The organism is Rhizobium sp. PAMB 3174 (assembly GCF_052908375.1).
This window is the reverse complement of sequence record NZ_CM128608.1, coordinates 1,655,203-1,668,697: the sequence shown is the minus strand read 5'-3', so window position 1 is coordinate 1,668,697 and position 13,495 is coordinate 1,655,203. Positions and strand designations below refer to the sequence as shown.

Annotated in this window: 15 protein-coding genes; 5 read left to right on the top strand and 10 right to left on the bottom strand. The window is 61.1% G+C overall.

The annotated features are described in order from the left end of the window. Nucleotides 1-14: 14 nt before the first annotated feature. Nucleotides 15-980 carry a DUF1624 domain-containing protein gene (locus ACU5AY_RS07925; RefSeq protein ID WP_446828651.1) on the bottom strand — a complete coding sequence of 322 codons (966 nt, stop codon included), beginning with the start codon at nucleotides 978-980 and terminating at the stop codon, nucleotides 15-17. Nucleotides 981-997: 17 nt separating this feature from the next. After that, on the bottom strand, nucleotides 998-1,753 hold the full coding sequence (locus tag ACU5AY_RS07920) for a DUF599 domain-containing protein (RefSeq protein ID WP_446828650.1): 756 nt from the start codon (nucleotides 1,751-1,753) through the stop codon (nucleotides 998-1,000). Nucleotides 1,754-2,350: 597 nt separating this feature from the next. Between ACU5AY_RS07920 and ACU5AY_RS07915 the strand changes: the two genes are divergently transcribed. Together ACU5AY_RS07915 and ACU5AY_RS07910 are read left to right on the top strand one after the other, a co-directional pair. Continuing rightward, on the top strand, nucleotides 2,351-3,751 hold the full coding sequence (locus tag ACU5AY_RS07915; protein ID WP_446828649.1) for an L-serine ammonia-lyase: 1,401 nt from the start codon (nucleotides 2,351-2,353) through the stop codon (nucleotides 3,749-3,751). Between the two features lie 67 nt (nucleotides 3,752-3,818). Then, entirely contained in the window at nucleotides 3,819-4,256 is a 438-nt protein-coding gene (locus tag ACU5AY_RS07910) for a DUF1489 family protein (RefSeq protein ID WP_446824219.1), read from the top strand. A 48-nt stretch (nucleotides 4,257-4,304) separates the two neighbouring features. Here the strand turns inward: ACU5AY_RS07910 and ACU5AY_RS07905 are convergent, their stop codons facing one another. From ACU5AY_RS07905 to ACU5AY_RS07895, 3 genes are all read right to left on the bottom strand, one after another. After that, on the bottom strand, nucleotides 4,305-4,571 hold the full coding sequence (locus tag ACU5AY_RS07905; RefSeq protein ID WP_446828648.1) for a hypothetical protein: 267 nt from the start codon (nucleotides 4,569-4,571) through the stop codon (nucleotides 4,305-4,307). A gap of 167 nt (nucleotides 4,572-4,738) precedes the next feature. Further along, a complete protein-coding gene (locus ACU5AY_RS07900) occupies nucleotides 4,739-6,145 on the bottom strand; it encodes a D-alanyl-D-alanine carboxypeptidase (protein WP_446828647.1) in 1,407 nt (468 codons plus the stop codon). Between the two features lie 161 nt (nucleotides 6,146-6,306). Next, the gene (locus tag ACU5AY_RS07895; RefSeq protein ID WP_446828646.1) at nucleotides 6,307-7,038 is read right to left on the bottom strand and encodes a hypothetical protein; all 732 of its coding nucleotides are present in this window, start codon (nucleotides 7,036-7,038) and stop codon (nucleotides 6,307-6,309) included. A gap of 131 nt (nucleotides 7,039-7,169) precedes the next feature. Here ACU5AY_RS07895 and ACU5AY_RS07890 point away from each other — a divergent pair, with 131 nt between their 5' ends. Then, nucleotides 7,170-7,499, top strand: coding sequence for a hypothetical protein (locus tag ACU5AY_RS07890; RefSeq protein WP_446828645.1), 330 nt, complete (start codon nucleotides 7,170-7,172; stop codon nucleotides 7,497-7,499). 147 nt (nucleotides 7,500-7,646) lie between these two features. On the opposite strand, the gene ACU5AY_RS07885 is transcribed toward ACU5AY_RS07890, so the two are convergent. The 3 genes from ACU5AY_RS07885 to ACU5AY_RS07875 all read right to left on the bottom strand — a co-directional run bounded on the left by ACU5AY_RS07885 (nucleotide 7,647) and on the right by ACU5AY_RS07875 (nucleotide 10,205). Continuing rightward, a complete protein-coding gene (locus ACU5AY_RS07885) occupies nucleotides 7,647-8,255 on the bottom strand; it encodes a transglutaminase-like cysteine peptidase (RefSeq protein WP_446824215.1) in 609 nt (202 codons plus the stop codon). Between the two features lie 575 nt (nucleotides 8,256-8,830). Then, a complete protein-coding gene (locus ACU5AY_RS07880; protein ID WP_446824214.1) occupies nucleotides 8,831-9,445 on the bottom strand; it encodes a PilZ domain-containing protein in 615 nt (204 codons plus the stop codon). Nucleotides 9,446-9,605: 160 nt separating this feature from the next. Continuing rightward, a complete protein-coding gene (locus ACU5AY_RS07875; RefSeq protein ID WP_446828644.1) occupies nucleotides 9,606-10,205 on the bottom strand; it encodes a PAS domain-containing protein in 600 nt (199 codons plus the stop codon). A 338-nt stretch (nucleotides 10,206-10,543) separates the two neighbouring features. On the opposite strand from ACU5AY_RS07875, the gene ACU5AY_RS07870 reads away from it, so the two are divergent. Both ACU5AY_RS07870 and ACU5AY_RS07865 read left to right on the top strand, forming a co-directional pair. After that, complete coding sequence (locus ACU5AY_RS07870; RefSeq protein ID WP_446828643.1) at nucleotides 10,544-11,299, top strand: rhomboid family intramembrane serine protease; 756 nt, start codon at nucleotides 10,544-10,546, stop codon at nucleotides 11,297-11,299. Between the two features lie 131 nt (nucleotides 11,300-11,430). Next, a complete protein-coding gene (locus ACU5AY_RS07865; RefSeq protein ID WP_446824211.1) occupies nucleotides 11,431-11,865 on the top strand; it encodes a CBS domain-containing protein in 435 nt (144 codons plus the stop codon). A 34-nt stretch (nucleotides 11,866-11,899) separates the two neighbouring features. Here the strand turns inward: ACU5AY_RS07865 and ACU5AY_RS07860 are convergent, their stop codons facing one another. Together ACU5AY_RS07860 and hisI are read right to left on the bottom strand one after the other, a co-directional pair. Beyond that, the gene (locus tag ACU5AY_RS07860) at nucleotides 11,900-12,886 is read right to left on the bottom strand and encodes a patatin-like phospholipase family protein (protein ID WP_446824210.1); all 987 of its coding nucleotides are present in this window, start codon (nucleotides 12,884-12,886) and stop codon (nucleotides 11,900-11,902) included. 152 nt (nucleotides 12,887-13,038) lie between these two features. Next, entirely contained in the window at nucleotides 13,039-13,488 is a 450-nt protein-coding gene (hisI, locus tag ACU5AY_RS07855; RefSeq protein WP_446828642.1) for a phosphoribosyl-AMP cyclohydrolase, read from the bottom strand. Nucleotides 13,489-13,495: the final 7 nt, after the last annotated feature.

The window sequence follows — 13,495 nt, the reverse complement described above, 5'->3', positions numbered from 1 at the left end:
CTGAAGGTGAACCCTTATTCTTGCACCAGGCTGCATTCGTTGGCGATTGTGGCAATCCTTTGGTCCTTGGCGTCGATTTTGCCGGTCGTGAACTCTGTGAACAGGTTTTGTTCGAGCATGCGGTTCACCGTGCAGCCACAGAAGGTTTGGCAGAACTTCGCGTCGTTGTTGGCGCTGCAGGACGCCTGGCAGGAATTCACATAGCCGACGACCGGATCGGCGGCCGCCGGCGGAACGACCAGCGACAGGACATATGCGACGCCGATCAGCACCGGCTGATGCAGCAGGTAGAAGCTGAGGCTGTGGCGGCCGGCGAACGCCAGCACATTGCGCGGGCCGGCCGGCCGGCTGAGAGGTTCCGGGACGCCGAAGGCAACGATGAGCTTGCCGATGCCGATGCCCGCCAGGAACGGCCCGAGCCAGGGGAACAGCGGCACATAGTCGTTGGAATGCGGGACCACGGTCTGCAAGCCGGTCCACCAGAAATACCAGGCATCGAGTGCCGGCGTCTTCAGATAATAGGGCGCGGCGAGCGAGGCCGCCGCCAGGAGGAAAAGCACGACCGACGGCACCCTCAGGAACAGAAGCCCGATCAGGCTCATGGCGGCGATCGAATGCAGGATGCCGAAGAAGATCCACGCGTCAGGAAAGATGAAATATGTGGCGATCGAGATGACGGCGGCGGCCGCCACGATCATCGCGAAGCGCCGCCAGAAGCCCGGCCAGCGGATGCCGTTGCGGTGGGCGAGCACCAGCCCGATCCCGGCCAGCAGGATGAAGGTGCCGGCAATCAGCCGCGCATAATCCTTGAACAGCCCATGCGCGACCGTCCCCGGTTCCAGATAGCCGAAGAATTCGAGATCCCAGGAGAAGTGATAGCTCGCCATTGCCAGGAGCGCGATGCCGCGCAGCATGTCGAGGCTGCTGAAGCGCCCCCTGGTGGGAGTGGTCGTGGGAGCGCCGTCCAGGGCAGTCGCCATGGTGCTTTTCTTTCCGTTCAGATCAGCTGGTTCCGCTCCTCACCGGAGCGCGGCCTATCAAGGGGGAGAGCATGGCCTTTTGATGGCGGGATCTTCTCGATCAGGATCGCCCGCGCATGCGAGAAATATTGCCGGCGGGTCAGGATCGCCATCACGAACAGCGTCGTCGCGATGAAGACGTATGGGTGGATGAACCAGCCGAGATAGCCGATCGACAGGAAGATGGCGCGAAGTCCGGCGTTGAAGTGCCGGCCTGCAAGGATGTTGATCCGGGCCACCTTGTCGGCCGCGAGTGCGGCCGCCTCCGGATCGGCTTCCGCCTCCTTCGACATCGGCAGGCCGCCGAACAGGATGGTACAGTAGTTGAAGAGCCGGTAGGCCCAGCCGAACTTGAAGAAGGCATAGCCGAAAATGACCGCCAGCCCACCGGCCTTCAGTTCGAAGATCGGCCGGCCGCCATGGAAGAAATAGGGCAGGTCGCGGAAGATCGCGTCGGCCTGGTCCGTGGCGCCGAGTAGGGCGAAGCAGCCGCCCATGGCGAAGATCGAGGTCGAGGCGAAAAACGCCGTGCCGTTCTGCAGGCCCGCCATGATCTGCGTGTCGATCATCTTCAGGTCGCGCTTGAGTGAATGCAGGATCCAGCGGCGGCGATGATCGGCGACCGCCTGGCTGAGGCTCTTGCGCTTGATCAGCCGCGTTCCGCCGGTGGCCAGGGAGAAGAACACCCAAAGGCCCAGAAAGAGCAGCAGGGAAAAATAGTCGGCTGGCGTCATGTCCCTTGTCTAGCTGATTCTCTGCCGTCGGTCGCGCGGCCGGATGAGGCCCGTTTATGGTTAAGTAGCGTTAGGAGGTTGGCACAAATTGTGACCAGTGAAAAATGCTCTTGTGCCGAATCGGGACGCTTCAAATCTGATTGAACTCAATGAGTTATGCGACAGCTGCATGACAGGCTTGCGCAATTCGCCTTGGATTCGCCATTTTTTGCGATTGCGAAGCTTAACGGAATTTAATAAATGATCGCCATAGCAGACGGGCAACAGCGCCTGTCGCGGAAGATGCGGAACAATCTGGAGTCATTATGGAAGACACCATTCGGAAGTCTTGCTGGGGCGTCACTATTCGCGCAGTGATGGGCTTTGTCGGAATTCTCGCGATAGCTTATCTCTTCGGCAGCATCTGAGCCGATCCCGAGACAAGAAAGTTTTGAAGACAGCGTGGCCGACCCAAGCCACGCTGTTTTTGCATCCAGCCCTGGGTTCCCGGTCATCTTATGTCGTAGCTGTGCCATGGAATGGCGTGCGATTGCTGTCGCTTTCAGCTGATGTTCGCGTAAGCTCGCGTCAGATAGTCCCAAACCCGGCAGGCCACGCATGTTTCTTTCCGTATTTGACGTTTTCAAGATCGGGATCGGTCCGTCCAGTTCGCACACGATGGGGCCGATGTCGGCGGCCAACCGCTTTCTCGACCTGATCCTGTCGGATGAATGGCCGCGACCCGCCGGCGCGCATGTCTCGGCCATTCGGGTGAGCCTCCATGGTTCGCTCGCCTATACCGGCGTTGGCCATGCCACCGACCGCGCCGTGATCCTCGGTCTTGTCGGCGAGCGCCCCGATACGGTCGATCCGGAAAAGATGGACGAACTGGTCGAGGCGGTGCGCAGGAGCGGCCGCATCTCGCCTCCAGGCCATCCGAGCTACCAGTTCCAGCCCGATACCGATCTCGTCTTCGATCGCAAGCAGCCGCTTGCTGGACACGCCAACGGCATGACCATCAGCGGCCTTGACCAGGATGGCCGGCTGATCCTGAAGCGCATCTATTATTCGATCGGCGGTGGCTTCGTCGTGACCGACACGGAGCTCGACGCCATGCGCCGGCAGAAGACGCCGAAGAGCGACGTGAAGATTCCCTATCCCTTCGCCAGCGCCAAGCAGATGCTCGACATGGCCCACGCCTCCGGCCTGACGATCGCCCAGATGAAGCGTGCGAACGAGGAGGCGGTGATGAGCGCAGAGGAGCTCGACGCCGGCCTCGACCGTATCTGGGGCGCCATGCGCAGCTGTATCGAACGCGGCCTGCAGAAGGAGGGGATCATGCCCGGCGGGCTCAAGGTCCGCCGCCGTGCGAAGGGTATCCACGACAAGCTCGTCAGCGATTGGCGCTCCAACCGCCTGAACCCGCTTCTCGCCAATGACTGGCTCAGCGTCTACGCCATGGCGGTCAACGAGGAGAATGCCGCCGGCGGTCGCGTGGTGACCTCGCCGACGAATGGGGCGGCCGGCGTCGTGCCGGCGACGATCCGCTACTACGAGCATTTTCACGAAGACGCCGATGCTCAAGGCATCCGCGACTTCCTGCTGACCGCGGCGGCGATCGGCGGCATCATCAAGCACAATGCGTCTATTTCCGGCGCCGAGGTCGGCTGTCAGGGTGAGGTGGGCTCGGCCTCCGCGATGGCGGCCGCCGGGCTTGCGGCGGTCATGGGCGGCTCACCGGAGCATATCGAGAATGCCGCCGAGATCGCGCTCGAGCATCACCTCGGCATGACCTGCGATCCCGTCGCCGGCCTCGTCCAGGTTCCCTGCATCGAGCGTAACGCTCTCGGGGCCGTCAAGGCGGTCACCGCCGCGTCCCTCGCCGTCAAGGGCGACGGCCAGCACTTCGTGCCGCTGGACGCCTGCATCGAAACCATGCGCCAGACCGGAAACGACATGAGCGAGAAGTACAAGGAGACCTCCACCGGCGGTCTTGCGGTCAATGTTGTGGAATGCTGAGGGCATCATCGGTCGCTGCGACATGTCCGCGCTTGACCTTTGCCGCGCTTGAGCGTTTCAAGGGGACATGAGCCTCCATATGATCAAACTCTGCGTCGGCGCCGACAGCGTCGATGACCTGAAGGAATGGGTCGCGGACCGGGCCATGACGGCGATTGCCGCCGGCCTGGAGCCGCATAGCGTTCACACGACCCGGATGGTGCCGAAGAAGGCCGACGAGATCCTCGACGGCGGTTCGCTCTATTGGGTGATCAAGGGGCAGGTGCTGGCCCGGCAGATGATCATCGGGATTGAAACCTTCACCGATGTCGATGGAATTGGACGATGCCGTCTGATGCTGGGACCGGAGGTCATTGAAACCGCGCCGCAGCCGCGGCGGGCCTTTCAGGGCTGGAGATATCTGCGCCCCGAGGATGCGCCGCCGGACCTGAAAGGGATTGGCGGCGCCGACGCCGACATGCCGGCAGATCTCGCGCGCGAACTCTCGGAACTCGGTCTGCTCTAGAGGCCGGGCGAGGGAAGCGACGGGCTTGGCGCCCGCCGGCTTAATAAGTCAACGAAGTTTCAGGTAGACCGGGCAGCGGCCGCTGTAGTTCGCCAGATGCAGATGCATGTGGGCGGGCGGCTGCGAACTGCGCCAGGCGCGCGCGCCGTGGCTCAGAAGGGCCGACACAAGCTCCTTGGTCTTCTCCCGACGGGTAAAGCCGAGATCGGCAATCCGCATCGCCGCTTCGTGAAGGGGGTGAAGCCCGGGGCGTTTCGCCTTCCGCTCGTCCGTCTGGATGATGTCGTCACCCGCGCTGTTTTCGTTCAGAGCCATAACAAACCTCGCTACTCAATACTTGACCGAGGAGGCATCCGCTAAGCGGATACCGCACACATTCCGGAACGGGGCCAAGGGCCGATACAAGACCCGGAAAGGCCCCATTCCAATTCTTCTCGCGGTGACCATGCGGGCCGCGACGGACGCCTTGCGGCGTGCGATTGCTACTGCTGGGATGCCCAGCATCCGATGCCCGCCCGCTTCAGGCTGCGGCATGCATTGACTGCGCTCGTCTGGCCGGAAAAGCCGCCGAAACGTGCGCGATAGACCTTTTGCCCGCTGTTCTCGAAGGCAACGGTGAATGGGGTGGCGGAACGCAATACCTTGCCGCCTTTGGCCTGCGCTTTGTGCAGGAGACCGAGGGCGAGGTCCCGGTCGGGCGACGTGCCGACCTGAATGACCCAGCCAGAGGGTGTCGTCGTGGATGCAGTCTGGAGATGGTCGACCGCGTTGGGCTTGGTGTCTTCGTGTGCCGGAACCGGGGCAGGTGCGGGAACGACGTCCGCGACTTCCTCTTCGTCCGTGGTTTCCTCGACGAGGCCGCTGCTGATCGCAGAGACGGCGCGGTCTTGCGGGATCGGCGGAGCATAGGCGTTCGAGGCGACTTCGACGTCGTATCGCTGCTGCGGAACCGGAACGGCGTCGTCAAGACGATCCAGCTTGCGCATGGCAACGGCATTCGTGCCGGCGCGCGGGATGATATAACTGACACGCGAAGTGCTCTTGGCCTTCGGCAGGTAGGCCTCGACCAGCTGGCGCATCTTGGCGTCGCGGGATGCACCGGAGGTACCGCCGAGGACGACGCCGACGATCGAACGGTTGCCGACTTCGGCGGACGTGGCGAGATTGAAGCCAGAGGCGCGGGTGTAGCCGGTCTTGATGCCGTCGACGCCACGCACCTTGCCGAGCAGGCGGTTGTGGTTGCCGATGGTCTGGTTGCCGTATTTGAACGACCGGGTCGAGAAGAAGTCGTAATACTGCGGGAAGTGCTGGCGCAGCGCGATGCCGAGGATCGCCTGGTCACGCGCCGTCGTGTACTGCTGCGTGTCCGGAAGGCCGTTGGCATTGCGGTAGACGGTGCGCGTCATGCCGAGCGAGCGGGCCTTGTTGGTCATCATCCGGGCAAAACCGGTCTCCGAGCCGCCAAGATATTCGCCAAGGGCGGTCGCCATGTCGTTGGCCGAGCGCGTGACCAGCGACTGGATCGCCTGGCGCACCGTGATGGTGCGGCCGGCCGGCACACCGAGCTTGGAGGGCGGTTCCGAGGCAGCATGAGACGACACCGGGATCGAGGAGTCGAGCGACATTCGACCTGCTTCCAGCGCCTCGAAGGTCAGGTAGAGCGTCATCATCTTGGTGAGCGAGGCGGGATACCGGCGTCCGTCCGGATCGCTGCTGTAGAGGACCTGTCCCGTCTTCGCGTCGATGACGATGCCCGCATATTGCGCCGCCGCAGCAGAGGTATGCGAGGCGGCCAAAAGGGAGATGAACGAGAAAAGCGCAATAGCCAAATTGCGAAGGGAGGAGCGGGAGAAGAAGGAACGGAAACTTGAAAAGCGGACGCTCTGCACGGATACACTCTTGTCGTTTTGGGTTTGATTGCCGTCTCGTTTTGGAGCGGTGAAAACTGTTAAGGATGCTATCCCCGTCCCGTTACCAATCCGTTTATAATGAACAATAGGTTTCCTTTTTTTTGAGCTTTTGAGGGAAGGGAGGTTGGCCGAGCCTGGTCTTACTGCCGCGCCAGCAGGGCGGTCACATGGCTCCGCACGGCAGCATCAAGCGCCTGCCAGTCCTGAAGGCGGGCGCTGGAAAAGCGGTAGAGAATGCTGAGATCCTGGCCGATCGCGATGTCGCGCTGGCAGTCGCCGCTGGTTGCTGCAGCCGGGTCGTTCGGCAGGATACAGCGCACGGCATAGTCCGCCTGGTTGGCCATCGCAAAGGTCAGCATCACTTCGTTGCCGTAGCCGCTTGCCTGCTTGAAATGGTGCAGTGTCAGGCCGTTCGGTCCGGCCTGCGGTTCTCCCTCGAAGAGCTGCCGGTAGATCGGCTCAAGCCGGCCGGACATGTCCCGCGACATGGTTGCCTGCGAAATCTGCAGGAAAATCAGATCGTTGGACTTCTCTATATTGGTGAAGGTCTGTGCCGAGGCGGTGGTGTAACCCTTCATGGCCGGCCAGCTCAGATAGAGGTCGACGCTGTCGGCGGCGCCGGAAACACGCTGGCGCGCAAAGCGTATTTCGTTCTCCGGAATGGCCAGCAGGTCGCGCCCGATTGCGATGGAGACCGTTTCTTGACTGTCAGTGTGCCCAACGGCGCTCAGTTCGCGGCCAAGCCAGTGACCCGCCAGGCTGATGAGCGCCGTCAACGCCGCCAGGACGGCGATCGTCCCGGTCACGCGATAGAGAAAGCGGTTGGACAGCAGCGGCAGTTGCCGTTCGTCTTCGGCTGACGGGATGGACATCTAGGCTTCCGTTTGTTGCATCCGGCCAACGGAATGGATGGACGGACATCTGTATCAGGTCGGTACGGAGGACTGCGGCACGCCACTTGCAGCACTGAACCTCAACAGTCCTGTTTTATGGTTAAAATTCGATGAACTTTGCAGGTTTCGCCATGGCTGCCGCCCTCGGCTTCGTCTTGTCGATCGCTCTGATGGATATAACCCGCCATCATCTCGCGGCCCGTTGGCCAGTCCAGCGGCAGGAGGGATTCCGCATCGAGCGAAGGTTGCTGCCTTGGATGCTGGCGCTTGTAGCCGGCCCCGCGATCCTGTGGGAGCAGGCGAGGCGCTTTCAGGGAAAGGGATGGGAGTATGGCATCGAGCTCGCTGTGCTCTATGCGCTGACGGCTCTCTGGTCGCTCTGCTATGGCACGCTCGTCCTGTCGGGCTTCACCGCGGTGGCCGACGTCGTGCTCTCCTGACCGAGATGGCTCTGGCCTTAAAAAAGTGAGCCGACCCCGGGGAAGCGGGATCGGCTCTGGGCTCCGGTCGGGGACGGGGTGCGGGGGGTGACCGGGCCTTTTCCTGGCAATGTCGGATCGGTTGCTTCGACCAATCCGACGTCACCGTTAATTCTTGACCGAGCCCACCAGCGTTGCGCGGCCGTCCTGCAGGCGCACCCAGCGGCCAGGATTGTCGGAGGCCTGACGCTTGATGAAGGTGTATTCGGTGTCGGACCAGAGCAGGACCTTGTTGCGCATGTTGTCGAGAATGAAGTCGCCGCGGTCCGTCCGGACGGTCAGCACGGCATGGCCTTCACCATTCGGCTGCAGCACGACGGTGATCAGCAGGTCGTCTTCCGAAATTCCGGCCTGCATCAGCATCTTCCGCTTCAACAGGACGAAATCCTCGCAGTCGCCAACCGTGGTCGGGTAGGCCCAGCGTTCCTCGACGCCGTAGATTTCCTCGTCCGTCATCGGCTGGATCTGCGTGTTGACGGTGTAATTGACCTGCAGGATTTCCTTCCAGGTGCTTTCGGTCAGCAGCATGGGTCCAGGATCGCGGCCATGCGGCTTGCACTCGTTGCCATGACTCTTGCAGAATTCGTAATGGCCGATCGGCGGATTTGTGGCGCCGGTGGTCAGCATGTTGGCTGGCATCGCCTGGGCGATTCCGGCTGTCGCAAGTGTCAGAATGAACGACAGGACACTCAACTTCCCTTGTGTGGCTTTCGTCATTTTTATTCTCCCCGTTTACGGAGAAAACAGTGCCACACAGATTTTTATCGCTCGCAAAATTCCGTAGTAAAATTAAGAGCTTAATAGAGTTAAATGCGCTGAAAACTCGACTAAAATGCCGTTCAAATTTGCCCTGTATTTGAGATGAATTTGCATCAAATTTTACCGGTGTCGCCAGGTCGCCTGGAAGGCGCCGGCATGTCATTGAATTGATGTGAAAATTCACGCCACGTTGCGATTCTCGCCGGCATGGACTGACGCCGGGGCCGATGACATCAAGCTGGAAGGAGCACGCTGTGCCACTTCGCTACACCTGGCTTGAAGCCGAAAATGTGATGCCGGAGCGCGAAAATTGATCGCCGAAAACAATTCGGTCCGTACAAACGTCCTTAATGAAGGCTTTCCAGTTCACGGATATCGCTGTTCGTGCGCCAAAGAGTGAGGTCGCGGCCGAGGTCGGGCCTGACATGAGGCTGTGCGACGGCGATGTTATTCGATGCGCAGGAACGAATATCGCCTGACGCGAGCACGCGCCTGCTTGCGCTGGCAGGGTCCTGGATGGCGGCGAAGGTGGATCAGAGGAAGGCGCGGAGAGACTCGTGCGTCTGCTTCGCCGTGAACTCGACGGCGACGCCTTCCTTGAAGTGGCGGACGATACGGCCGCGGATATTGCCGATCTGCACAGCGGTGTCGATCGGCGGACGGAACTCGATGTCGACCGCGGCGCCCGACAGCGAAAGGTCCATGATGTTGCATTCGAAGCGGCGGCCGTCCTCTTCCAGCAGCAGCTCCGTGCGCGAGTGGCGCGGTGTCAGTCGGTCATGGCGGCGGTCTTCAGGCAGACCGAGTTCATGCTTGTTGGCGATCCAGGTCAGCTGCGCCGCCAGCTTCTCGCGCTTGCGGCCCGTGGCGCTGATCGACAGCACGAAGCCATCCTTGATGAACTCGAGCACGCGGCCTTCGATACGGCCGATGTGATCCAGATAGGCGATGACGCGCTCATTCAGTCGGGGAAGGCCGCCACAGAGAATGCAAAGATCGCCTGGAGACATTTCAGTGACGGCGCAATCGTATTCCTCATAGTTGGAAAGCATCAGCCGGCCGCGAATATTGACCGTAACGCGCTGAAAACTGCGGCTCTGTTCGGTGCCGCCAGTTCTGACCGCTTGTGCAGGCTGAAAGGAATACATCTGTCATCGATCTTCTGACGTTTCTACCAGTGGAAAATACTGCCGATTCCATTAACAGAAGGTTTGTCGCCGACATCAAATTTATCCAATGAGCAACGCCCTCGGCGCAATGCTGCGGTTTACCGAGCCCAAACTGGCGCAACTCTTGAAACCCGCTGGTTCAATCCTGCCCGAACAACGGTCCTGTCTGGATGCGACGCACGCCTGTATGCTCGAGGCGGGCCAGGCCGGGCAGGGTTTGCGCGGTGTCGGCTTCGACGGCCTGGAGGTCGACGATCTCCGCGATCCGGTCGAGCGTCAGGAAGTCCAGCACGCTTGCATGCATGGCCTTTCGCGGGCCGATCACGGACATGGAGCCGAGCGCCCGGTCGCATCCGTCGCCGACGGTGCGCAAGGGGAGCAGGGTGATCTCCAGCGTAAAATCAGTCTCTTTCGTGTATGAATAGCCGCCTGCCGTCAAAAGGACGGGTGTCGCCGAGCGGATGACGGTGATTGCGACCTCTCCGGGATTCCTGACATTGTCGCCGTTCCACAGGGCGGTGAAAGGGCGGCCGTGAAGCTCGTGCCCGAACATCTCACAGATTCGGGTGCCCGCCAGACGAAAGAGCGGCGTTCCGCCGGCAACGTCTTCGAGAATAAACAGGTCCGGCAGAACGGATGCGATCTGCGAGGGGACAATCTGCTTGCGGCTCGGCGCGGCGTCCTGTCCGCGCAGCCTGTTCCAATATTGATAGATCTCAATGCTAACCTTGTTATCCATAGGGGGCCTTGTCCCGTTTCGGGTCAAACTCGGGCAAAAATCGCCCGCTGGATTCAGGTGGAGCGAAAACCGTGCCACGCGCCGGAATTAAGGTTAATTTTTGCTTTCGATTGCGCCGGACGTCGCCCTGTGGGACAAAAGTCCATCAACGCATTTCGGGAGGCAATGCTTCCCGTCATGGAAGACCTGGTCTTCACAGCACACTAGATTATGTCGGGCACGGGAAATTTGGGGGCTCGCAACCGTCCAGCCGCATGGCTGGACGGTTTTTCTTTGACCGGTGCGCGCCCGGACCTATATGCAGGTCATCATTGCAGGGTGTCGGTACAGGAATTCAGATGGAAGAAACGTTGCGCAAGCAGCCACATGCCGAGCCCGGACCCGAAGGTCCCGACGACCGCGCGCCGATATTCAATCTGCCGACCGTGATCCTGATCTTCATTTTCGGCCTGGCGGCGATCTATCTGATCCAGACCTATCTGCTCTCCGCTGAACTGAACGATCGTGTCTATATCAATTTCGGTTTCATCCCGGCGCGCTACGCCTATGCGCTCGGCATGACGGACCTTGCCTGGCTGTGGACGCCGGTGACCTATTCTCTGCTGCATGGCGGCATCAGCCATCTGGTCTTCAACAGCCTGTGGCTGGCGGCCTTCGGCTCTCCGGTCGCCTTGAGGATCGGCCCGGCGCGCTTTGTTGTCTTCTGGATCCTGAGCGCCGCCGCGTCCGCATTATTCTTCATGGGACTGCATTGGGGCGAGCCTAGCCTGCTGATCGGCGCTTCCGGTTCCGTGTCGGCGCTGATGGGTGCTGCCTGCCGATTCGTGTTTGCCGAGGGCAGGGGGCTGCGCAGCGCCGATGTGCACCTCAATCCGCGGATGACAATGATGGAGGCCCTGCGCAACCGGACGGCCTTCATCTTCATCGTCGCCTGGCTCGCGGGCAATCTGTTGTTCGCCTTCGGCATTCCTTTTGCCGGGATGGAGGGTCAGAGCATTGCCTGGGAAGCCCATATCGGCGGCTTCCTGTTCGGTTTCATTCTCCTCGACCTCTTCGATCCGCGCCGGCCGGCCCGGCTTTCCGCGGAATTATAGTCACACGGGATATTGCTATCCCTTCAGCCGGCTGGCACCATTCACCCATCCGCATTCTGCGGCATTCGGTCACGGGTGGTGCCCGGGCGGCGATGTCATGCATCCGCCGCTCTGGCAAGAAGGAGGAAAGCATGTCTGTATCAGTGAAAGCCATTCTGAATGAAAAGGGCCGCAACGTCATAACCATTGCGTCGACGGCGAGCCTCTTGGATGCAGCCAAAATTCTCCATGAGAACAAGATCGGCGGAACGGTGATCCTCGGACCCGGCGAAACCATCGCCGGCATCTTCACCGAGCGCGACCTTGCACGGGCGGTCGCCAAGGATGGCCCGGAAAGCCTCGGAAATCCGGTGTCGGCCTACATGACATCCAATGTCTATGCCTGTCGCGAAGACACCACTGTCGACCAGTTGATGGAGGTGATGACCAGCCGCAGGTTCCGTCACGCGCCGGTCGAGCACGATGGCAAGCTTGCCGGCATCATATCCATCGGTGACGTGGTGAAGAACCATATCCGGGCGATCGAAATGGAAGCCCAGGAGATCAAGGCCTATATCGCCGGCTGACGCCAACCGTCCCGGCGCTTTTCGGTGAGTGACATCAGAGGCGGGTGTGGATCATGCCCGCCGCAAAGACTTCCTGCAGCCGGTGCAGGTCGGCGATCCTCGCCTTCGTCTCTTCGTAGCCGCGCTGGATGGCTTCGGCGGCGCGATGGAATTCGGACAGTCCGATATCGCTCAGGCGGGGCTGGAGCGCGAGGTCTGGCGGATCACCGGCAAGCCTCGCGCGTGAAATGCGATCCTGAATGATGTTGAACGCCTGCACCATGACCCGGGTGAGCCCGAGACGGCCGCCGGTGTCGTGATGCGATGGCAGTTCTTCCGGCTCCTGCGTACTGGCATTGTGCTTGACGACCGCCGAGCGCCCGTAAATGTCGTAATGCAGGTTTACGGCGACGACGAGCGGCTGCTCGTAGGCGCGGCAGACGGTGACCGGTACCGGATTGACCAGCGCGCCGTCGACCAGCGTGCGGCCGTTGCAATGGATCGGCTCGAAAATGCCGGGCAGGGCGTAGGACGCACGGATCGCGGTAATCAGCGAGCCGGCGGTGATCCACACTTCGTGGCCGGTGTTGAGTTCCGAGGCGACGGCAACGAAGGGCCGGTCCATGTCCTCGATCATGATGCCGTGCAGGTGTTCCTGCATGCGCTTGGTCAGCCGCATGCCGGCGAACAGGCCGCCGCCGCCGATTGTCAGATCGAGCAGGCTGGCGATCCGGCGCATGGTCAGCGAGCGGGCGAAATCTTCCAGTTCGTCGAGTTTGCCGGCAAGGTAGCATCCGCCCACCAGCGCGCCGATGGAGGTGCCGGCGATCATGCCGACCTGAATGCCGGCCTCGTCGAGGGCCCGCAAGACGCCGATATGCGCCCAGCCGCGGGCAGCGCCGCCGCCAAGGGCGAGTGCGATTTTCGATTTTCTGGGTTCGGGTGTCGCAATATGGGGCGTCTTCATGGCGCTTTCCGGAGGCAGGGCCTGCCCGAGAGCGGCGTCGGAGGAATGACGGTGTCTGAAATTCCAGTCCAGCATGTCCGACCCTTCCTTCCTGCTGAACTCTCCCAAGAAGCCCATTAAATGCAGTTATAGGTTACCAAACCATTTAGGGCCACGGGAGCTGAGCACAATTGCGGCAAATGATCGCTCGGTGTGCAGCCTCTCGGGCCGGAAGCCTGTGGATGCGATCAGGCGTCGTAAACGTCTTTGGGATCAAACCGCGGCTTCTCTTCGCTGAAGACCAAATGTGCGCCGCCTTCGCTTTGTTCCACCGACCGATAGAAACAGGTTCTGCGGCCGGTGTGGCATGTCGCATCATGGCCGGATACGGACACCTTCAGCCAGATCGCGTCCTGGTCGCAATCGGTGAGGATTTCACGCACCTGCTGCAGATTGCCGGATGTCTCGCCCTTTTTCCAGAGGCTGTTGCGCGAGCGGCTGTAATAATGTGCCACGCCCGTCTCAATGGTCAGCGCCAGGGCTTCGGCATTCATGTGGGCGACCATCAGCAGCATTCCATCCGCAGCGTCGGTGACGACGGCGGTGATCAGTCCGTTGGCGTCGAACCGCGGCGTGAAGTCCGTCACGATTTCCCAATCCGCCTTGTCCTTCGACGGCGAAGCAAATGTCATAGGCATGTTTGCG